Source organism: Falsiroseomonas sp. (genome assembly GCF_051860665.1).
Taxonomy (GTDB): domain Bacteria; phylum Pseudomonadota; class Alphaproteobacteria; order Acetobacterales; family Acetobacteraceae; genus Falsiroseomonas.
Genome location: NZ_JBHYDM010000006.1, coordinates 1 through 19809, shown reverse-complemented (window position 1 = coordinate 19809; position 19809 = coordinate 1). Strand labels below are relative to the sequence as shown.

23 protein-coding genes and 1 tRNA gene are annotated in these 19809 nt (G+C 68.2%); 14 read left to right on the top strand and 10 right to left on the bottom strand.

What is annotated here, in order from left to right:
• Positions 1–6 precede the first annotated feature (6 nt).
• Positions 7–1113 carry a 4-hydroxyphenylpyruvate dioxygenase gene (gene hppD, locus ACTIF1_RS08245; RefSeq protein ID WP_439595915.1) on the top strand — a complete coding sequence of 369 codons (1107 nt, stop codon included), beginning with the start codon at positions 7–9 and terminating at the stop codon, positions 1111–1113.
• Here the strand turns inward: hppD and ACTIF1_RS08240 are convergent.
• Both ACTIF1_RS08240 and ACTIF1_RS08235 read right to left on the bottom strand, forming a co-directional pair.
• Complete coding sequence (locus ACTIF1_RS08240; protein ID WP_439595914.1) at positions 1094–1501, bottom strand: hypothetical protein; 408 nt, start codon at positions 1499–1501, stop codon at positions 1094–1096. The two genes, hppD and ACTIF1_RS08240, sit on opposite strands and share 20 nt — an antisense overlap.
• Positions 1488–2813 carry a FliI/YscN family ATPase gene (locus ACTIF1_RS08235; protein ID WP_439596134.1) on the bottom strand — a complete coding sequence of 442 codons (1326 nt, stop codon included), beginning with the start codon at positions 2811–2813 and terminating at the stop codon, positions 1488–1490. The genes ACTIF1_RS08240 and ACTIF1_RS08235 overlap by 14 nt, the downstream gene beginning before the upstream one ends.
• Positions 2814–2955: 142 nt before the next feature.
• Between ACTIF1_RS08235 and ctrA the strand changes: the two genes are divergently transcribed.
• A complete protein-coding gene (gene ctrA / locus ACTIF1_RS08230; RefSeq protein WP_439595913.1) occupies positions 2956–3690 on the top strand; it encodes a response regulator transcription factor CtrA in 735 nt (244 codons plus the stop codon).
• Positions 3691–3801: 111 nt separating this feature from the next.
• On the opposite strand, the gene ACTIF1_RS08225 is transcribed toward ctrA, so the two are convergent.
• The 6 genes from ACTIF1_RS08225 to ACTIF1_RS08200 all read right to left on the bottom strand — a co-directional run bounded on the left by ACTIF1_RS08225 (position 3802) and on the right by ACTIF1_RS08200 (position 9941).
• Positions 3802–4626: a CheR family methyltransferase gene (locus tag ACTIF1_RS08225; protein ID WP_439595912.1), complete on the bottom strand. Its 825-nt coding sequence runs from the start codon at positions 4624–4626 to the stop codon at positions 3802–3804.
• Positions 4623–5729: a chemotaxis-specific protein-glutamate methyltransferase CheB gene (gene cheB, locus ACTIF1_RS08220; RefSeq protein ID WP_439595911.1), complete on the bottom strand. Its 1107-nt coding sequence runs from the start codon at positions 5727–5729 to the stop codon at positions 4623–4625. The genes ACTIF1_RS08225 and cheB overlap by 4 nt, the downstream gene beginning before the upstream one ends.
• Entirely contained in the window at positions 5726–6127 is a 402-nt protein-coding gene (locus ACTIF1_RS08215) for a response regulator (RefSeq protein ID WP_439595910.1), read from the bottom strand. Before ACTIF1_RS08215 ends, cheB begins: the two co-directional genes overlap by 4 nt.
• Positions 6124–6588, bottom strand: coding sequence for a chemotaxis protein CheW (locus ACTIF1_RS08210; RefSeq protein ID WP_439595909.1), 465 nt, complete (start codon positions 6586–6588; stop codon positions 6124–6126). The genes ACTIF1_RS08215 and ACTIF1_RS08210 overlap by 4 nt, the downstream gene beginning before the upstream one ends.
• Before the next feature lie 16 nt (positions 6589–6604).
• The gene (locus ACTIF1_RS08205) at positions 6605–9235 is read right to left on the bottom strand and encodes a hybrid sensor histidine kinase/response regulator (RefSeq protein ID WP_439595908.1); all 2631 of its coding nucleotides are present in this window, start codon (positions 9233–9235) and stop codon (positions 6605–6607) included.
• A gap of 91 nt (positions 9236–9326) precedes the next feature.
• Entirely contained in the window at positions 9327–9941 is a 615-nt protein-coding gene (locus tag ACTIF1_RS08200) for a histidine phosphotransferase family protein (protein WP_439595907.1), read from the bottom strand.
• A gap of 188 nt (positions 9942–10129) precedes the next feature.
• Between ACTIF1_RS08200 and ACTIF1_RS08195 the strand changes: the two genes are divergently transcribed.
• The 12 genes from ACTIF1_RS08195 to ACTIF1_RS08140 all read left to right on the top strand — a co-directional run bounded on the left by ACTIF1_RS08195 (position 10130) and on the right by ACTIF1_RS08140 (position 18161).
• Positions 10130–10285, top strand: coding sequence for a DUF3553 domain-containing protein (locus ACTIF1_RS08195; protein ID WP_439595906.1), 156 nt, complete (start codon positions 10130–10132; stop codon positions 10283–10285).
• A gap of 17 nt (positions 10286–10302) precedes the next feature.
• The gene (locus tag ACTIF1_RS08190) at positions 10303–11037 is read left to right on the top strand and encodes a sulfite exporter TauE/SafE family protein (protein ID WP_439595905.1); all 735 of its coding nucleotides are present in this window, start codon (positions 10303–10305) and stop codon (positions 11035–11037) included.
• Positions 11038–11151: 114 nt separating this feature from the next.
• Positions 11152–12144, top strand: coding sequence for a GTP 3',8-cyclase MoaA (gene moaA, locus ACTIF1_RS08185; RefSeq protein WP_439595904.1), 993 nt, complete (start codon positions 11152–11154; stop codon positions 12142–12144).
• Positions 12144–12533, top strand: a complete 390-nt coding sequence (locus ACTIF1_RS08180; RefSeq protein ID WP_439595903.1) for a hypothetical protein — start codon at positions 12144–12146, stop codon at positions 12531–12533. Before moaA ends, ACTIF1_RS08180 begins: the two co-directional genes overlap by 1 nt.
• A gap of 212 nt (positions 12534–12745) precedes the next feature.
• On the top strand, positions 12746–13546 hold the full coding sequence (locus tag ACTIF1_RS08175) for an NAD kinase (RefSeq protein ID WP_439595902.1): 801 nt from the start codon (positions 12746–12748) through the stop codon (positions 13544–13546).
• A gap of 137 nt (positions 13547–13683) precedes the next feature.
• Entirely contained in the window at positions 13684–14403 is a 720-nt protein-coding gene (gene hisG / locus ACTIF1_RS08170; RefSeq protein WP_439595901.1) for an ATP phosphoribosyltransferase, read from the top strand.
• Positions 14400–15707, top strand: a complete 1308-nt coding sequence (hisD, locus tag ACTIF1_RS08165; RefSeq protein WP_439595900.1) for a histidinol dehydrogenase — start codon at positions 14400–14402, stop codon at positions 15705–15707. Before hisG ends, hisD begins: the two co-directional genes overlap by 4 nt.
• Before the next feature lie 119 nt (positions 15708–15826).
• Positions 15827–16045, top strand: a complete 219-nt coding sequence (gene infA, locus ACTIF1_RS08160; protein WP_092956859.1) for a translation initiation factor IF-1 — start codon at positions 15827–15829, stop codon at positions 16043–16045.
• Positions 16046–16071: 26 nt separating this feature from the next.
• The gene (locus tag ACTIF1_RS08155; RefSeq protein ID WP_439595899.1) at positions 16072–16659 is read left to right on the top strand and encodes a Maf family protein; all 588 of its coding nucleotides are present in this window, start codon (positions 16072–16074) and stop codon (positions 16657–16659) included.
• Positions 16656–17822: a ribonuclease E/G gene (locus tag ACTIF1_RS08150; protein ID WP_439595898.1), complete on the top strand. Its 1167-nt coding sequence runs from the start codon at positions 16656–16658 to the stop codon at positions 17820–17822. Before ACTIF1_RS08155 ends, ACTIF1_RS08150 begins: the two co-directional genes overlap by 4 nt.
• The gene (locus ACTIF1_RS08145; RefSeq protein WP_439595897.1) at positions 17819–18001 is read left to right on the top strand and encodes a DNA gyrase inhibitor YacG; all 183 of its coding nucleotides are present in this window, start codon (positions 17819–17821) and stop codon (positions 17999–18001) included. Before ACTIF1_RS08150 ends, ACTIF1_RS08145 begins: the two co-directional genes overlap by 4 nt.
• 84 nt (positions 18002–18085) lie before the next feature.
• A tRNA-Phe gene (locus ACTIF1_RS08140) sits at positions 18086–18161 on the top strand.
• A gap of 556 nt (positions 18162–18717) precedes the next feature.
• Here ACTIF1_RS08140 and ACTIF1_RS08135 read toward each other — a convergent pair.
• Together ACTIF1_RS08135 and ACTIF1_RS08130 are read right to left on the bottom strand one after the other, a co-directional pair.
• Entirely contained in the window at positions 18718–19326 is a 609-nt protein-coding gene (locus ACTIF1_RS08135) for a hypothetical protein (RefSeq protein ID WP_439595896.1), read from the bottom strand.
• A gap of 22 nt (positions 19327–19348) precedes the next feature.
• Positions 19349–19809 (bottom strand): IS630 family transposase (locus tag ACTIF1_RS08130; protein WP_439595895.1); only part of this gene is annotated, 461 nt, incomplete at its 5' end.

The following is a 19809-nucleotide window of genomic DNA, read 5'->3' as shown; positions in this document are numbered from 1 at the left end:
AAGACCATGGACGTCCCACCAGATCGCAGCGCCTATGCCGGACGCATCTCCGAAGCCAATCCCATGGGCACGGACGGCTTCGAATTCGTCGAGTTCACGGGGCCGGATATCCCCTATCTTGAGGAGCTGTTCGGGCGGCTCGGCTTCTCCGCGGTGGCCCGCCATCGCTCCAAGGCCGTGACGCTGTGGCGCCAGGGCGACATCAATTTCCTCATCAATGCCGAGCCGGAAAGCTTTGCCCAGGCCTTCGCCCGCGTGCACGGGCCTTCCGCCTGCGCCATGGCCTTCCGGGTGGCCGATGCCGCCGAGGCCTACAAGCGCGCCATCGCCCTGGGCGCCAAGCCGGTGGCCGGCAAGGTCGGCCCCATGGAGCTGAACATCCCGGCGATCGAGGGCATCGGCGGTTCGCTGCTCTATTTCGTCGACCGCTACGGCCCGCGCGGCAATATCTACGACATCGACTTCCGATGGATCGGGGACCGCGACCCGCAGCCCAAAGGCAATGGCCTGACGGTGATCGATCACCTGACCCACAATGTGCATCGCGGGCGCATGGATGTCTGGTGGCAGTTCTACGCCAAGCTCTTCAACTTCAAGGAAATCCGCTACTTCGATATCGAAGGCAAGCTGACCGGTCTGAAGTCCCGCGCGCTGACCTCGCCCTGCGGCCAGATCCGCATCCCGATCAATGAGAGCTCGGATGACCGCAGCCAGATCGAGGAATTCCTGCGCGCCTATCACGGCGAAGGAATCCAGCATGTGGCGCTCGGCACCGGCGACATCCATGCGAGCGTGGAGGGCATGCGCGCCGCCGGCGTGGCTTTCCTGGATACGCCCGACACCTATTACGAGCTGCTGCCGGACCGCCTGCCGGGCAGCGAGGAAGGCCTGGACCGTCTGCGGCGCAACCGCATCCTGATGGACGGCGCGCCGACGCCGGAGGGTGGACGCCTTCTGCAGATCTTCACCGGCAATGTCATCGGCCCGATCTTCTTCGAGCTGATCCAGCGCCAGGGCGACCAGGGTTTCGGCGAGGGCAATTTTCGCGCGCTGTTCGAGAGCATCGAGCTGGACCAGATTCGCCGCGGTGTGCTCAAGCCGACGGCGGCCTGAGCGGCCGGGACAGGTCCTCGAGCAGCGCCTGGCTCCGCGCCAGCCGCGCCTGGCGCAGACGGCGCTGACGGGACGCGATCTCCTCCGCCACGACCTGCTCGGCCCGCGATGCCTCGGCAACGGCATCGCGGCGCGGTTCGATCGCCGCGCGCGTCACCTCATGCAGCGCCGCAGTCTGCGCGGCCGCGGCCTGGGCAGCCGGCAGCCAGGCGGCATAATCGGCCGCACGCGCGCTGCCAGCTTCGGTTGCCCGCGCCTGCGCCACCTGGCGGCAGGCTTCGGCCGCCCTCGCTTCCGCAGCCAGGGCGTCGCCCAGGCTGCGGCGGGCGGCCTCCAGCTCGATTCGCCGCAGCAGGCGAAGGGCGCGCAGGGGGTCAGGGCGCGGCATCGGCCAGCGCCTGTGCGAGCCGACTGAAGGCCTCCTCCAGTGTGGAGACCTCTCCCCGCGCCTGGTGCAGCATTTGCTCGATGCCGGGCGCCACGCGGAGGGCCGCATCGATCTCCGCATCCGTCCCGGGCCGGTAGGCGCCAAGGCGGACCAGGTCCGCCACCTCGTCCCGCAGCGCCAGGATCTTGCGCGCGCGCCGCGCGAGCTGGGCCTGTTCCGCGTTCAGGCAGCCGGGCACGGAGCGGGACAGGCTGCGCAGGATATCGATGGCCGGATAGCGCCCGCCTTCGGCGATGCGCCGGTCCAGCACCACATGCCCATCCAGGATGCCGCGCACCGCATCGGCGATCGGCTCGTCATGGTCGTCGCCCTCGACCAGCACGGTGATCAGGGCGGTGATGCTGCCGGTGCCCGGGGCGCCCGGCCCCGCCCGCTCCAGCAGTGCCGGCAATTCGCGGAAGACGCTGGGCGGATAGCCGCGCGTCGCGGGCGGCTCGCCGGCAGCCAGGCCGATCTCGCGGCAGGCCAGCGCGAAACGGGTGACCGAATCGAGCAGCAGCAGGACGCGCTGCCCCGCGTCGCGGAAGTGCTCGGCGACCGCCAGGCTTGCAAAGGCGGCTTCACGGCGGAGCGCCGCCGGAGCATCGGATGTGGCGCAGATGACCACGCTGCGCGCCAGCCCCTCCGCGCCCAGGTCATCCTCGATGAATTCACGCAGCTCGCGGCCACGCTCCCCGATCAGGCCGAGCACGACCGTGTCGAAGGCCGCTGCGCGCGCCATGGTGGACAGCAGCGTCGACTTGCCGATGCCGGAGGCCGCGAAGAGGCCCAGTCGCTGCCCCTCGCGCATCGTGCAGAAGGCATCGACAGCCCGGACACCGACACCGATCGGGGGCCCGAGCCGCTGCCGCGTGGCGGCCGATGGAGCCAGGGCCCGCGTCATGCGCTCCACCTGTCCGCCGCGCAGCGGACCGGCTCCGTCCATCGGCCGCCCCAAGGGATCCAGCACACGGCCGCGCCAATCCTCTCCCACCCTGAGGCCGGCAGCGGGCTGGACCTCGACTGGCTCGCCCGCCGAGATGCGCGCCGTGTCGCCGAAGATGACGCAGCTGGCCAAGGCCTGTCCGACACTGACCACCTCGGCGATGGTCGGCGCGGCATCGGGACCGAGGCGAAGGCGATCCCCCATGGCGGGCGGGGGCCTCAATCCGACCACATTGACCGTCATGAGGTTGGCGCCATGAACGCTCCCGCGCCGCAGGAGGGGCGGCAGCGACGCAATGGCCTTCGCCGCCGCCAGCCAGTGGTTCATTTTCATGAATCGTCTCAAAAACCTATGATTTGCTATTTTATGGTTTACGTCTTGCCGATGATGCATTTTTTCGGTGAATAAGCTCTTCACATAGCGCGCAAAGGTGGTATTCATACACGCACAAGCTGTGTGGAGGCCGCCCATGCGTGTGCTTTTGGTTGAGGATGATACAATTGTGGCGCGCGGCGTGACCCTTGCGCTGAAGGCGGCGACAATGATCGTCGACACCGCCGACACGGGCGAGGAGGCGCTCGAACTGGCGCGGCTCTACGATTACGACATCGTGGTGCTCGACCTCATGCTTCCGGACATGGAGGGCTATGAGGTGGTTCGACGGCTCCGGGCCGCGCGGCTGGAGACGCCCGTCCTCATCCTCTCCGGCCTGACCCGGCCGCAGGCCAAGGTGCGCGGCTTCGGCATGGGGGCCGACGACTACATCACGAAGCCCTTCGACCAGCAGGAACTGGTCGCCCGGATCCAGGCGATCGTCCGGCGTGCCAAGGGCTTCAGCCAGCCGACGCTCTCCGTTGGGCCGCTGACGCTGAACCTGGGCTCGCGGGAAGTGCTGGTGGACGGGCGGGCGGTGCATCTGACCGGCAAGGAATATGCCGTCCTGGAGCTGCTCACGCTGCGCAAGGGCATCGTGCTGACCAAGGAGGCCTTCCTGAACCACCTCTACGGCGGCATGGACGAGCCCGAGGTCAAGATCATCGACGTCTTCATCTGCAAGCTGCGCAAGAAGCTCGCCAATGCCGGGGCCGCCGAGCTGATCGGCACCGTCTGGGGCCGTGGCTATGTCCTGCGTGAGCCGAATGGCGCCATCCGCCTGCCATCGGGCAGCGACGGCCGCGGCGGACCAGCAACCGCCGCGGCCTGATCGCAGAAGGTAACGCCGGCCTTCAAGAGGGCGGAGGCAGGCTCGGCGACCTATCTGGCCAGCCGGCAGGCCTGCCGTCGATTGGCACCTGCAGCTTAAGGTGAGGCCTATCTAGGCTGCCGCCTTCTGCGAGGAGGCCCCGTAGGCCCCCCGCTCGCCGGGCACCGGGACAAGGCGGTCCGTCAGGCCGAGCACCGTTTCCGCGCCCCCCAGATAGAGCACTCCATCCGGCGACAGCCGCCGGGCGAGCGCCTCCAGCACCCGGGTCTTTGTCGGCGCGTCGAAGTAGATCAGCACGTTCCGGCAGAAGATCGCGTCGAAGCGGCCGAGCGTCGAAAGGTCGTTCAGCAGATTGCGTTCCTCGAACCGCACCATGGACAGCAGTTCCTGCGAGATCCGCCATTTGGCGCCATCCTGCTTGAAGTGCTTGACCAGCGACCGGATCGGCAGACCCCGCTGAACCTCGAACTGCGTGAAGACACCCTGCTTGGCGCGCTGCAGGATCTCGGCGGAGATATCCGTCGCCAGGATCTCGACCTTGCAGTCATTCCGCCCGGCCAAGGCATCCGCGATCAGCATCGCGATCGAGAATGGCTCCTGGCCCGTGGAGCAGGCAGCCGACCAGATCCGCAGCGGCGCGCCCGGCGCACGGCCCGCGATCAGGCGGGGCAGGATCTTCGCCAGATGCTCGAAGGGCTTGCCGTCGCGGAAGAAGGACGATTCGTGCGTCGTCAGCGACTCAACCACGGCGCGCTCAAGCGCCTCATCCGGCCGCTGGCGCAGCTTCTGTCCCAGCGCGGACAGCGAAGCCAGGCCGAAGCGGGTCAGGATGGGCCCCAGGCGCGTTTCGAGCAGATAGGCCTTGTCCGCGGTCAGCACAATGCCGGAGCGGCGCCGGACAACTCCGGCGATTTCAGCGAATTCTTCGTTCGTCATGTCCGCTTTCCGTCTGCACCAGCCACAAGGATGCGGCCTGCGATGTCCTCGACACTGAGAATGGCCGTCGCAATTCCGGCCTTCGCGACCGCTCCGGGCATTCCCCAGACGACCGAACTCGCTTCATCCTGTGCCAGCACCGAACCTCCCGCTCCGGCCACGGCGCGGCAGCCGGCCAGGCCGTCGCTGCCCATGCCCGTCAGGATGGCCACCAGAAGGCGGCCCTGGCAGGCTGCAACCAGGCTGCGCAGCATCGGGTCGACCGCCGGGCGACAGAAATTCTCGGGCGGTCCGTCGCCGAGCTGGGCGACCAGCCCCCCCGCCACATCCTTCACCAGCAGGTGCTTGTCGCCGGGCGCCAGGTACAGGCGGCCAGGCAGCAGCTTGTCGCCCTCCTTCGCCTCGCTGCAGGGAAGCGTCCCGATGCGGTTCAGGTGATCTGCCAGCAGGGTCGTGAAGCCTGCCGGCATGTGCTGCACCACGATGACGGGCGCGGCCAAGGGTCGGTCCAGCCGTGCGACCAGCGCGGCAAGCGCCTGCGGGCCGCCGGTCGAGGAGCCTATCGCGATCGCCCGCGGGCGTGCCGCGGGACCAAGCGACCGCTCCGCCATCATCGGCCTGGTCTGCGCCATCGGCGCCGGCATGGGCCTGGCGGCCACCGGGACCGCCGGTCGGCGCATCCGCGCCCAGCCCTTGACCTTCGCCACCAGCTCGGCCTGGAACTGGCCGCCGCTCATCCCGCCCGCGGCGGCCGATGGCTTCGGCACATAGTCGACCGCGCCAGCCCGCAGCGCGGCCATGGTGGCGGCAGCGCCCCGCTGGCTCAGGGCGCTGGCGACGATGATGGCCGTCTCAGGCGCGGCCTTGAGCAGCAGCGGAAGGGCGGTCATGCCGTCCATCCGAGGCATTTCGAGATCCAGCAGCACCACCTGCGGCCGCTCGGCAACCGGCATCGCTGTCAGCTGCGCGAGAGCATCACCGCCATCGGTCGCCTTGGCGACGACCTTGATGCCCGGATCGGTCGCCAGCATGCGTGACATGACCGCGCGTGCGGCCGCACTGTCGTCGCACAGCAGGACCCGGACCGGCCCAGGGGCGATCACGCCGCGGCAGCCTGCAGCAAGCCGATCTGCTCCAGCTTGCTGCCCAGGATCTCGGCGTCGAAGGGCTTCATGACATATTCCTGCGCGCCCGCCTCCAGCGCCTCCATGATCTTCTCGAAGGCGATTTCGGTGGTGCAAAGGATGATCACGGGCTTGTCGGGACCGAACTCGGCGCGCGCGGCGCGGAGGAAGGTCACGCCGTCCATCACCGGCATGTTCCAGTCGAGCAGCACCAGTTCCGGCAGCAGCTCGCGGCAGGCGGTCAGCGCCTCGCTGCCGTCCCCCGCCTCGCGCACCGTGAAGCCGAAGCCTTCCATGAAGCGCCTGGCCGCCTTGCGGACCACGCGGCTGTCATCGACCACAAGGCATTGGCGGACCACGCCCTCGGTCGCGCTCATCGGCCACCGCCGATCGCGAGCACCCGCTCGACATCGAGGACGATGAGCAATTGCCCGTCGCGTCGGTGGACGCCCTTCGAGACCTCTCTCCAGACCGCATCCAGCGTCGGCGGATTGGCCGCCGAGTCATCCTGGCGCAGCGGCACCACCTCGCCCACCGCATCCGCCAGCATGCTGTAGAGCTCGCCGGCCATCTCGACCACGATGCTCATGGGCTGCGCGTCGGCGGCGCGGGGCGGCAGGCCAAGGCGCCGCCGGAGATCGACCGCCGTGACAATCCGTCCGCGCAGGTTCAGGCTGCCCGCCACCTCCGGCGGCGCCAGGGGGATCCGGGTGATGACCTGCGGTCCGAGCACGTCACGGACCACAAGGACGGGAACGCCGCAGGATTGGCCGGCCACCGTCAAGGTGAGGTAGAGATCGGCATCGGTGACCGCCGACTGTGTCGTTTGCGTACGCAAGACCAGATCCTCCGCTTCAGGCCGCGACAGGCACGGCGAGACACTCACTGAGGCTCGCCAGCAGTGCTTCACGGTCATATTTGCCGACATAGTCGGTGAACCCCGCGGCCCGGCCGCGCGCCACGGCTGCGGGTTCGACGCGGCCGGTCAGCGCGACCATCGGCAGGTCCTGCCAGGGGCCGCCACTGCGGACGTCGCGGGCGAATTCGTAGCCATCCATCTCCGGCATCTCGATGTCGGACACGATCGCGTCGAACATGTCGCCGCGCTCACGCAGCCGAAGCGCCTGTGCCGGACCCTCCACCGCGACCACCTCGTAGCCATCGGCGGCCAGCGCCGGGACCACGAGCTCGCGGAAGAAGGCGCTATCCTCGACCACCAGCAGGCGGCGGCTAAGGGGCGTGGAGGTTGCGGGGCGGAACCAGTCGCCGCCGGCCTGGCCGAGCCACCAGGCGGTATCGATCACGTCGGTCACCTTGCCGGCGACGACGGCGGAACCGAGGAAGCCCGGGCGACCCTGGCCGGCCTGTACGCTCAGCGCCTCGTCGACCACGTCGAGGATGGCATCGACCATGATGCCGAGGCTGCGCTCGCCTTCGCTGAACACCAGCACCGTCTGCCGCGTCCGGCCCTCCTCGGCCGGCGCGAAGCCGCCCGACATCGACAGCAGCGGCATCAGCTGGCCGCGATACTGCACCACGGGCGTGCCGCCGGAATTCTCGATCTGCTCGACCGGGATGTCGTCGAGGCGCGCGATGAGCCCGAGCGGCACGGCCTTCGGAGTTTCGTCGCCGGCCCGGAACAGCAGCAGCGACGTCTTCTCGTTGGATCGCACGGCGCTGGCCACCTTGTTGTCCGCCGACCTGACGCCGGCGCCATCGGCGACCACGCCGGTGACCCGTGCGATGCCATTGGGATCCAGGATCATGATGACGCTGCCGTCACCCAGGATCGTATTGCCGGAGAACATGCCGATGTGGCGCAGGATCGGCGCCACCGGCTTGACGACGATTTCCTCCGTGTCGAACAGGCGGTCCACGATGATGCCGAAAACATTGGCGCCGACCTGGGTGACCACGACGAAGCCGGTATCGCCACCCTCGCCCAGCGGCTGTGCAGGGCCTTCCTCCAGGCCGAGGACGCGGCCGAGCGAGACCAGCGGCAGCAGCCGGTCGCGCAGGCGCAGCACCGGCGCATCCTTGATGCGCTCGACGCGGGAGCCGGAGCCGCCGCCGACGCGAACCAGTTCCAGCACGCCGATCTGCGGGATGGCGAAGCGCTCGCCCGCCACCTCGACGATGAGGGCGGAGACGATGGCCAGCGTCAGCGGGATCTTGATGGTGAAGGCGGTTCCACGCCCCTCGACGGAGGTGACGTCGATGGTGCCGCCGATGCGCTCGACATTGGTCTTCACCACGTCCATGCCGACGCCGCGGCCGGAGACGGCGGTGACGGCGGCGGCGGTGGAGAAGCCGGCGCGGAAGATGAAGCGGTGGATCTCGGCGTCGCTCATGCCGGCGATCTCGGACTCGCTCGCCAGGCCCTGCGTCAGCGCCTTCTGGCGAATGCGATCGAGGCTGAGTCCACGGCCGTCATCGGAGATCTCGATCAGGATGTGACCGCCTTCGTGGAAGGCGTTCAGCATGATCCGGCCGGTCTCGGACTTGCCGGCGCGGCGCCGATCCTCCGGCCCTTCCAGCCCATGGTCGCCGCTGTTGCGGACCATGTGCGTCAGAGGATCCTTGATGAGCTCCAGCACCTGGCGGTCGAGCTCGGTATCGGCGCCCCGCATCTCGAGGTCGATCTTCTTGCCGAGTTCGATCGAAAGGTCGCGCACCAGGCGCGGCATCTTGGCCCAGGCATTGCCGATCGGCTGCATGCGCGTCTTCATCACCCCGTCCTGCAGGTCGGAGGTGATGTGCGAGAGCCGCTGCAGGGGCACGCTATAGGCGCCATCGCTGCGGGCGCGGGACACCTGCATGAGCTGGTTGCGCGTCAGCACCAGCTCGCTGACCAGCATCATGAGGTCCTCGAGCACGTCCACGGAGACGCGGATGCTCTGCGGCGGGGCGCGGCCGGAGCTCGCCGCCTCTTCCGCAGGCGGTGCATCGGTCGGGGGCGGTGCCGCACGGCGCTGGGGGGCGCTGGGCTTGGCAACCGGTGCCGGCGCCGGCGCTTCCGCGACCTCGGCCGTTGCCGGCTCTTCCGTAGCGACGGGTGCGGGCGCGTTGTTGAAGGCAGCCTCGGTTTCCGCAAGGGTGGAGATGCCATCGCCGCCTGCTGCCGCGTCGAGTTCTCCGATCAGCTGCGCGTCGTCGCCGGCCGGTTCGCTGCCGCCCTGCTCAAGCTTGCCGACGATCTCCTTGATCCGGTCCAGCGCGCGCAGCACCAGGCTCACGCCCGCCGGCGTGACGGTCAGGACGCCGTCACGATAGAGGCCGAGAATATTCTCCGCGGCATGCGCCACGCGCTCGAGGCGCGAGAGCCCCAGGAAGCCGCAGGTGCCCTTGATGGTGTGCACAAGCCGGAAGATCTCCGACAAGGTCGGCTTGTCGTCCGGCGATTTTTCCAGCCGCAGCAGCGCGACATCGAGTGCGACCAGTCCCTCGTGGGTCTCGGTCAGGAAGTCGGCGAGCAAGTCGTCCATTCGGGGCTCCGGCGCCTGGTCTTTTCCGGAATCTGCCCGAACAGGCCGAATATTCGGTAAACGCGCCGGCTTTCCGGCGCGCCTTCCCGATTCAGTTGCGCGTTTCCAATGTCAGCAGCAGGGGCGACGCGGCATTGCCGCCGCCCATCATCAGCTCCAGGTGAATGCCCGCCGAGGCGGCAACGCCGAGCAGAAGGGGCACAGACACGCTGCGCGCATTCAGCGCCACGGCATCGCCGGCCAGGCCCGCAGCCAGGCCTGCGGGCCAGGCGGCACCGGGACCATCCGGCCAGATCGACAGGCCGCCCTCCACGTCCCCGCCCAGCCGCACCACGCCGCCCCGCGGTAGGGCATCGACCGCCGTCCAGGATGCCAGCAGCATCGCCTGGGTGAGATGCGCCGGGAAGACGGCGTTGGGCTCCAGATCCGCCAGATCGATCACCGCCTTCCGGCCGAGCGTCAGGCCCTCGGCCATCTGGGCGATCTCCTCGACCCTGCAATCGCCGCAGCCGGCGCCGACGGCGGCGCGGTAGAAGCGGATCCGGCGGTCCATGATGCGGGCCGCGTCGCGCGCGACATCCATGGCATCGTCGCCAGGACCGTCCAGGAGGTCCAGCGCACCGGCCAATGCGCCGGCGGGTCCTCCGAGGTCGTGGCACAGTCGCGTGCAGACGGCCTGGGCCAACGCGATCTTGTCAGGCAGCATTCATTCCTCCGCAGCGCAGCAGCCAGCCACGACGGCCGGCCCAGGGGACCAGGGTTTCGAAATACCCAGCGCAGATTGCCAGAACACCAAGGGCAAGTGGCATTCAATGTTGCGGTTGCGGGACGGGCTAGCCGAGGTGGCTGGCGCCTTGGTAGGCTGCCCCCGTGTGGTCAGAACTCTCCCCTGGGATGCGCGTGCGCCATCCCCACTGCCCGGACTGGGGTATAGGGCAGGTGCAGTCCGTCGTCGGGGATCGCGTGACCGTCAATTTCGAGAACAAGGGCAAGGTCATGATCCGGGTCGACGTGATCGCCCTCATCCCCGTTGAACCGGATGCCCCTTGAGTAATATCCCCCTGGAAATGCTGGCTTTGCTTCAGGGCTGGCAGATCTACGTCGCCATTGCCGTGACCGCCCTGGCAGGGCTGATGCGCGGTTATTCTGGATTCGGAACGGCCGTTCTCCTGGCTCCGGCCTATTCGGTGCTCTGGGGACCGCGAATCGGCGTTCCCGTCATGCTGCTGATGGAACTGGTGGTTTCGCTGCAGCTGGTCCCGAAGGCCTTCGGCGAGGCCAATCGCAGGGTCATCCTGCCGATCGGCGGCGCGGCCGCCCTGGCGACCCCCCTGGGCGCCTTCATCCTCATCACCGCGGACCAGGATGTGCTGCGCCGCTTCATCGGTGGCTTCGTGCTGGTCTTCGGCCTGCTGCTGATGTCAGGCTGGCGCTACCATGGGTCGCGCCCACTGCCGCTCAACATCGCCGTGGGCACCCTGGCCGGCCTGCTGAAGGGCGCGACGGGGATGAGCGGGCCGCCGGTCATCCTCTACCTTCTCGCCGGGCCGGAAGCGGCCAGGCAACACCGGGCGAACCTGATCCTGTTCTTCGGAACGATTGCCGTCATCTCGGTCATCCCGCCGGCGCTGGGCGGACTGATGGGCTGGGCGGTCCTGGCGAAGATGCTGCTGCTGCTGCCGGTGCTGATGCTCTGCGTCCCGCTGGGCGCCAGGTTGTTCCATGTGCTGCCGGAACGCTGGTACAAGCGTGCGGCCCTGGTTTTCCTCGTCTCCACGGGCGTCATCGCCCTGCTGGTATGAGGTCCCGGGCCTCGCCGGGGGTTGCGCCTCGTGGGGGGGGCGGACCAAATGCAGCATGACTGAAGGCCTGCGGCCCCGTTGCGACGGAGCCTTTTCCTCTGGGGACATCCCGCGATGATCGACCCGTTCGGCAGAAGGGTGAGCTACCTCCGCGTCTCGGTGACCGACCGGTGTGACCTGCGCTGTGTCTATTGCATGGCCGAGGACATGACCTTCCTGCCGAAGGCCGAGGTCCTCTCGCTCGAGGAACTGGATCGGCTCTGCGGGGCATTCATCGAGCTGGGGGTGGACCGGATCCGGCTGACCGGGGGAGAGCCGCTGGTCCGGAAGAACGTCATCAGCCTGTTCCGCAGCCTGGGATCGCGGCTGGGCGAGGGCGGGTTGCGGGAGCTGACGACCACCACCAATGGCACCCAGCTGGTGCGGCTGGCCTCCGACCTGTACGCGGCCGGCGTGCGCCGCATCAATGTCAGCATGGACACGCTGGACCCGGCGACCTTCGCGGCGGTGACCCGATGGGGGCGGCTGGAGCCGACGCTGGACGGCATCTTCGCCGCCAAGGCGGCCGGCCTTGCCGTGAAGATCAATGCCGTGGCGATGAAGGGTGTGAACGAGGGAGAGTTCGACCGGATGATCGCCTGGTGCGGCGAGCATGGCTTCGACCTCTGCCTGATCGAGACCATGCCCCTGGGGGAGATCTCGGGCGACCGTAACGACCAGTACCTGCCTCTGTCCACCGTCCGTGCCCAGTTGCGGCAGAACTGGACGCTGGATGAGACGGACTATACGACAGGCGGGCCGGCACGCTATTACACGGTACGCGAGACCGGCCGGCGCATCGGGTTCATCACGCCACTCACGCACAACTTCTGCGAATCCTGCAATCGTGTGCGTTTGACCTGCACGGGCACCCTGTTCATGTGCCTCGGACAGGATGATGCGGCGGATCTCCGCCGCCCGCTGCGCGACCCGTCGCTGGATGCCGAGGGCCTGCAGCAGGCGATCCTGGAAGCCATTTCACGTAAACCGAAGGGCCATGACTTCGTGATCGATCGCACCCGCAGCAAGCCGGCCGTGGCCAGGCATATGAGCGTGACGGGCGGCTGATGCTCCAGGAGATCGCTGCCGCGCTCACCATCCCCGGCCTTCCCGACTGGTCCGGACTGGTGGTGCTGGTCCTGCTGAGCCTCGTCGGGCTGGCCTATCTGCTCATGCCCTTCAGCGTCTTCGGCTTGAAGGGCAGGCTGGACGCCATCGAGGCGCAGCTGGACGAGCTGCAGGCGGAGCTTCGCACCCTGTCCCTGCGCTTGCCTGATGCGGGCGCCCGCCGCGCGCCGATCGAGGATGACTGGGCGGAGCCTCCCCCGCTGGCGCGCCAGCCGGTCGAGCCGCCGCCCCCCCGTCCTCGCGCCCCGGTCCCGCCGCCTGCCGCCTGGCCTGAGCGCGCCGCGGGACGGTCCGAGCCGCGCCTGGACTGGCCGCGCCAGCCGCGCTGAGGACCAGCATTCCCCTGCCCCTTGCCCCGCCGCACGACAGGGGGCTTGATGGCCAGAAGCTGCCCAGGAATTCCGCGCATGCGCATGGCTGACGGTTCAAGAGTGCGGATGCGCCGCGATGCGCGGAGTCGGGCGAGGACTATCGGCATGATGCCGCCTTCGCAGGGCTTGGCGGCGCGCCCCGCCATGCCGCACGGGCCCGGCGAGCGCCTATGAGCGCGCCCCTTCCGCCGCCTGACGGCAGGTCCCTGGCTGGCCGGATCGCCATCGTGGCGGCACCGACCGAGCAGGCGACGGAGGCCATGGCGCGGCTGGTGTCGGCCTATGGCAATGCCACGCTGGACGAGGCGCGGATGGTGGTCGCGCTGGGGGGCGATGGCCTAATGCTGGAAACCCAGCACCGCCTGCTCGGCCGCAACCTGCCCGTCTACGGCATGAATTGCGGTAGCGTGGGCTTCCTCATGAACGATTTCAGGGAGGATGGCCTGCCGGACCGGCTCGCCCTGGCCCAGGCCGCCATCCTCCACCCGCTGCGCATGCGGGCCTTCGTGGGGCTGGGGGAGCCGGTGGAGGCGCTGGCGATCAACGAGGTCTCGCTCCTGCGTGAGACGCGGCAGGCGGCCAAGATCCGCATCCTGATCGACGGCAAGCGCAGGCTGGAGGAGCTGATCTGCGACGGCGTTCTGGTCTCCACGCCGGCCGGCAGCACGGCCTATAACCTCTCGGCGCACGGGCCGATCGTGCCGCTCGGCGCCAACCTGCTGCCGCTGACACCCATCTCGGCCTTCCGCCCGCGGCGCTGGCGCGGTGCCCTGCTGCCGGCCGAGGCGCAGGTGGTATTCGAGGTTCTGGAGCCGGAGAAGCGCCCAGTGGCCGCCGTGGCCGACTATACCGAGGTGCGGGATGTTCGCCGGGTCGAGGTCCGGGAGGATCGCGGTGTGGCGCTGACCATGCTGTTCGACCCCGACCACGGCCTGTCGGAACGGATCATCGCGGAACAGTTCACGGTGTAGGCTGTGGCGACAGGCGCGTCCGGCAGGTTGACGACGGGCGCCGCTTCTGCGATCCGCGCGGCGTGTCGCGGCCCTGGCCATCGCCGGGTCGTCATCCAGATCGTGGCCGAATCGCTGCCACGCTGCCAGGCTGGACCATGGAAACCTTGACGAGCGTCTCCCTTCCCGCCGACCCCTCCACGCCGGCCGAAGCGGGTGGACCGCTGGTGCTCGCCCTGCCAAAGGGGCGAATCCTCTCGGAGCTGGGGCCGCTGCTCGCCCGCGCCGGAATCGCGCCCGCCGCGGATTATGCGGATGAGGACAGCCGGCGACTGCGCTTCGAGACGAACCATCCCAACCTCGATGTGGTCCGGGTCCGGCCCTTCGACGTCGCGACCTTCGTCGCCCATGGCGCCGCCCAGATCGGGGTCTGCGGCGCCGATGTGCTGATGGAATTCGACTACGACCAGATCTATGCGCCGCTCGATCTCGGGATCGGCCGCTGCCGTGTTTCCGTGGCCGAACCCGAGGCCCTGGCGGCGCGGGAGGATATCGGCGCCTGGTCGCGGGTCACCGTCGCCACGAAATACCCAACGATCGCGCATCGCCATTTCGCGGCGCGCGGGGTGCAGGCGGAGATCGTCCATCTCAACGGGGCGATGGAGCTGGCACCCTCCCTCGGATTGTCGCGGCTGATCGTCGACCTGGTGCAGACCGGGTCGACCCTCCGCGCCAATGGCTTGGTGGAGACCGAGGTCATCGCTCATGTCACCTCGCGCCTCATCGTCAATCGCACCGCGCTGAAGACCCGCCCCGAAGCGATCGGGGCCTGGATCGCACGCTTCCGGGCCGCCATGGCGGAGGCAGCTTCCCGATGAAGTGGCTTCAGACACGCGAGGCAGGCTTCGAAGCCGGCTTCCAGGCCCTGTTGAACGATGCCCGGGAAACCACCACCCGCGTGGACGCCGCCGTCTCCGCCATCATCGCGGAGGTGCGACAGAAGGGTGACGAGGCCCTTCTGGCGCTGACACGCCGGTTTGATCGTTGGAACCCGACTGAAGCCGGCGCATTGCGGGTCTCGCCCGCGGAAATGGAGGCCGCCGGCGCCCAGGTGCCGGCCGACCAGTTGGAAGCGCTCCACATCGCCGCGCGGCGGATCGAGGCCTTCCACCGGGCGCAGCTTCCGTCCGACCTCGAGTTGACCGATGCCGAGGGTGTGACCACGGGATTGCGCTGGGGGCCGATCGACGCGGTGGGCCTCTACGTTCCCGGCGGCAAGGCGGCCTATCCCTCCTCGGTCCTGATGAATGCGCTGCCGGCCCGCGTGGCTGGCGTGTCCCGGATCGCCATGTGCGTCCCCACGCCGGATGGGGTGCTGAATCCCCTGGTGCTGGCCGCCGCGCGGCTGGCCGGGGTCAGCGAGGTGTGGCGCCTGGGTGGCGCCCAGGCGATCGCTGCATTGGCCTGGGGCACCCCGATGCTGCCGCCGGTGGACCGGATCGTCGGTCCGGGGAATGCCTATGTGGCGGAGGCCAAGCGCCAGGTCTTCGGCCGGGTCGGCATCGACAGTATCGCTGGGCCTTCGGAGGTGGTGGTCCTGGCGGATGCCGCCAACGACCCACGCCATGTTGCCCTCGATCTGCTGGCGCAGGCCGAGCACGACGAGGCGGCACAATCCATCCTCATCACGGATGACGCGCCCTTCGGCCAGCTGGTCGCCGAGGCGCTGGAGCGGGAGCTGCGGACGCTGCCGCGCGCGTCCATCGCGCGGCAGTCCTGGGACCAGCACGGGGCCATCATCGTGGTGCGGGACTGGGCGGAGGCGGTCGATCTGACCAACCGGCTGGCGCCGGAGCACCTGCAGATCATGGTGGAGGCGCCGCGCCAGCTGATGGCACGCATCCGCCATGCCGGAGCCGCCTTCCTCGGCCGCTTCTGCCCGGAGGCGGTGGGCGACTATGTGGCCGGGCCCAACCATGTCCTGCCCACCGGAAGGACCGCCCGCTTCGCCTCCGGCCTCTCGGTCTTCGATTTCCTCAAGCGGACGACCTGGGTCGAGGTGGATGCCGGCGCGCTCTCGGCGATCGGCGGCGCTGCGGTCACCCTGGCGCGCGCCGAAGGGCTGGATGCCCATGCCATGAGTGTGGCGGTGCGCATGGACGCCATCGACAAGCGTCCTTGACCGCGGGCGCCATGGCGCTCATGTTCCGCGCCGCTTTGCGCTTTGGCGCGAACACCCCTCGTGTCGCGCTCAGCCGGCCCTGGCCGAGCCGGCCCTGATGACTCCGATGAAGGATCTGCATGTCGAAAGAGGACATGATCGAGTTCAGCGGCACCGTCGTGGAGCTGCTGCCCAACGCGATGTTTCGCGTCAAGCTCGACAACGACCACATGGTACTGGCCCATACCAGCGGGAAGATGCGCAAGAACCGCATCCGCGTCCTGGCCGGTGACCGGGTCAACGTGGAAATGACGCCCTACGACCTGACCAAAGGGCGCATCACCTTCCGCTTCAAGTAGCTGACGCCTTGCCGGCAGCGCTCGGCATGTCCCAGGTGCGGCCAAATCTGGTGCTGGCCTCCGGCAGTCCACGGCGGCTCGAACTTCTGGCCAGGATCGGCGTGGTGCCGGACCAGGTGATTTCGGCTGACATCGACGAGACCCCCCGCAAGGGCGAGGCCCCTCGCCTGCTCGCAGCACGTCTTGCGGCGGGCAAGGCCATGGCGGGCGCCGCGCTGGCGCCGGGCGCACTGGTTCTGGCCGCCGATACGGTGGTCGGCGTGGGCCGACGTATCCTCGGGAAGCCAGGTGATGCGGAGGAGGCGGCGCGCTTCCTCAACCTGCTGTCCGGGCGGCGCCATCGCGTGCTGACGGGGGTCTGCCTGATCTGGCCTGATGGCCGGCAGACCGTGCGGCTGGTCACCACGATCCTCGCTTTCCAGCGGCTTACCCAGGCGCAGATCGAGGACCATATCGCCTCCGGGGAATGGCGCGGCGTGGCGGGCGGCTACCAGATCCAGAAGCGCGCGGAGATGTACGTGCGCTTCCTCTCCGGTAGCCATTCCAATGTGGTCGGCCTGCCACTGTTCGAGACGGCGCAATTGCTGCGCGGAGCGGGCTGGCTGCGGCCATGACCGGCGACGCGGAAATCCGCGTCAGCGTCTCTCCGGGCGAGGTTCGAGTCGCCGGTCTTCGGGATGGCCGCCTGGAGATCGTCGCCGTCGAAAGGCCGGGCCGCCCCGATGGGGTCGGCGACCTGCACCGGGCGCGGGCGACCGCGATCCTTCCTGCCATGAGTGGCGCCTTCCTGCTGCTGGGCGATGGAAGCACCGGCTTCCTGCCGGAAAGCGAGCTGCCCCCGCCGCGCCGCCCCATCTCAAAGGCGCTGCAGGAGGGTCAGTCACTGGCCGTGCGCGTGCAGCGCGCGCCCCAGGGCGGCAAGGGCCCCAGGCTCTCCGCGCGACTGTCAACGGCCGAGCAGCGCCTGGTGGAGCAATCCGGCAGCGGCGCGCCGGCGCTGCTGCGGCGCGGTGATGGTGCGGCCCTTCGTCTGGCCCGGATTTGGCCCGAAGCCCGGATCGTAACGGATGGACCGGCCGTGGCCGGCCTGCTGCGCAGCGCCTTCGAGCCTGCGCGTACGACGCTCACCCTGTCCTCCACCTTCGGGCCTGAGTTGGAAGCCCGTTTTGCGGAGCTGGCCGAACCCCGTGTGGAGATGGAGGGCGGTGCGAGCATGATCATCCACCCCACTCCGGCGCTGACGGCGATCGACGTCGATTCGGGTGGCCTCGCTGGGTCGCGGGACTCGATCGCACACGAACGGCTGAATGCGGTCGCCGTCCCCGTGATTGCGCGCGAAATCCGCTTGCGGAATCTGGCGGGCGCCATCCTGGTCGATTTCGCGGGCCTCGCGGTCCGGCGCCGCGAGCTGCTGGTTGCACCTCTGGCCGAGGCCCTGGCGGACGATCCGCTTTCGCCGCGACTGCTGGGGATGACCCGGCTTGGCTTGATGGAAATCGTCCGCCCGCGCGTGCATCCCCCGCTGCACGAGATCCTCGGGCTGCCGCCCAGCCCGCTGACCCGCGGCCTGGCGGCCCTGCGACAGGCGCTCCGGGAAGTTTCGGCCAGGCCCGGTTCAGGCTTCGCGCTTCGTGCGGCGCCGGAGGTCATCCAAGCGCTGGAGTCCCTGCCGCAGGCCCTGCATGACTATCAGGAGGCCGCCCGCCGTCCTCTGCAACTGCAGCCCGACATCCGGCTTCGACCCGGCCAGGAAGACATCATGGAGATCCCCGGATGAAGCCGGCCGATTCCAGGGCACCACGCGCCCGCCTTTGCCCGATCTGCCGCAAGCCACTGGAACCGGGGCCCGCCCGCTTCTGCTCGGATCGCTGCGCCAACGTGGACCTGGGCCGCTGGCTGCGCGGGGACTACGCCATCCCGGTGCAGGAGACAGACGAGCCCGGCGACGATTCCTGATCCAGGCATGGGTGGACAGCCCCCGGACCTTCGGCTATCACGCGCGCCTCTACCGAGGGATGCGGTTCACGATCCTTCGCTTGGGCCCAGGTAGCTCAGTTGGTAGAGCATGCGACTGAAAATCGCAGTGTCGGTGGTTCGATTCCGCCCCTGGGCACCATCTTACCTTGACGATGCTCAAGGTCGGCTATCACCTTGAACGGTAAGGACAAAAGAGGCGTTCTAAACCCCTCTTTTCGCTTGTAGCGAAGGGGGGTGGGGAAGGTCAGCTTGAGGGTGATCTTGCGACGATCAAGATCCCCAGAAGCCCAGAGATCATAAGGGTTTGCTAGGAAAGTCAGAGCCGTTCTAAGTGCCAAGTCGAAGTTTTTGCCCGGTTGCCCTGCGGCGGCGAGGCGCTCCGCCAGCACGGCCTTCTCACCTTCCAACCTCCCTACTCGCTCCTCAATGCGCTTGATCATCGCCGCGTTGGTCGGTTGAGCAACATTGTTCAGGTACTGCTCAACCTCACGTTCAAGACGCACCAGTTCCACTCTCAGACCCTTCGCTTGAAGCTTTGCCTGCGATGAGCGGTTCTCCCAAAGGTCCTTGAACATTGCAGTGGCAAGCTCCAACACCTGACAAGAGGGCGTGAGCGCCTTCAGCAACTTCTCGAATCCTGCCTCGATCTCGGCCCGGCGGATAGCTTTCGCGTAGTCGGCGCAATCCGAATTGAATTAGTGGTAGTACGGGTGCAGCCTGCTAGCACCCTTTGCCCAGTAAGCCGTGAGCCGCCGCTCACAGGCATCGCAGACAACGTAGCCGCGTAGGGGGAAGTCTGCAGCCAGATTGGGCCTCTTCGGCGTGTTCCCGTTGCCGTTCAGCCGCTCCTGGATCTTTTTGAACACCGTGAAGCTGATGAGGCCGCCATGGCGTCCTTCACGCAACGAGATCCCCCAATCTTTGTGTTCGATGTAACCAGCATAGATAACGTTGGTGAGTATTTGGTTGGCACGCTCGTCGGTCACCTTACCGGACCGGAAGCCGGGATGACCTGCGAGGAAGCGCGCCACTTCGGCCTGACGCTCAAGTCGCCCGGATGCGAAACCTTCAAGCGCTTCCTGGATTGCAGACGCGGCGGGCTCTGCACGGACCAGAACTTTCCCCTCGCCTGGAGATCGTTGGTATTCGTAGCCCTCCGGCGCCCGAAACACCCAGCGTCCCGAACTAAGGCGTGCCCGCATCCGGTTCTTCGTCTGCTCGGCATTCAGCCGCCTCTGGAACTCTGATACGTTGGCAAGCGAGATCTCCATGAACCGCGCGCTGGAACCATTCCCGAAGTTCATGTTCGGCGAAGCTAGAGCATTTTCACATCAGGCGTGGATATCCTGAGTTGGCGAGGTAGTTGGCGCACTCGGCTGCGGGGAAGCGGCCGAGGCACTGGCCGATGGTGGTCCAGAGATCGTCGACGTTGCGCGGCGCTTCGGCGCGGACGAGGGCTTTGAGTTTGGCGAAGACCTGCTCGATAGGGTTCAGATCGGGCGAGTAGGGCGGCAGGTAGCGCAACTCGGCGCCGCGCGCCTCGATGGCGGCGCGGACACCGGGCGACTTGTGGCACCGCAGGTTGTCTGCGACGACGATGTCACCGGGCGAGAGCGTCGGGGCGAGATACTGCTCGATATAGGCGCGGAAGGTGACGCCGTTCATCGGATGGTCGATGACCAGCGGCGCGACGATGCCGTCGTGCCGCAACGCCGCGACGAGGGTCGAAGTCTTCCAGTGGCCGTGAGGCACGGGAGCAGCCAAGCGTCGCCCGCGCGGGCTGCGGC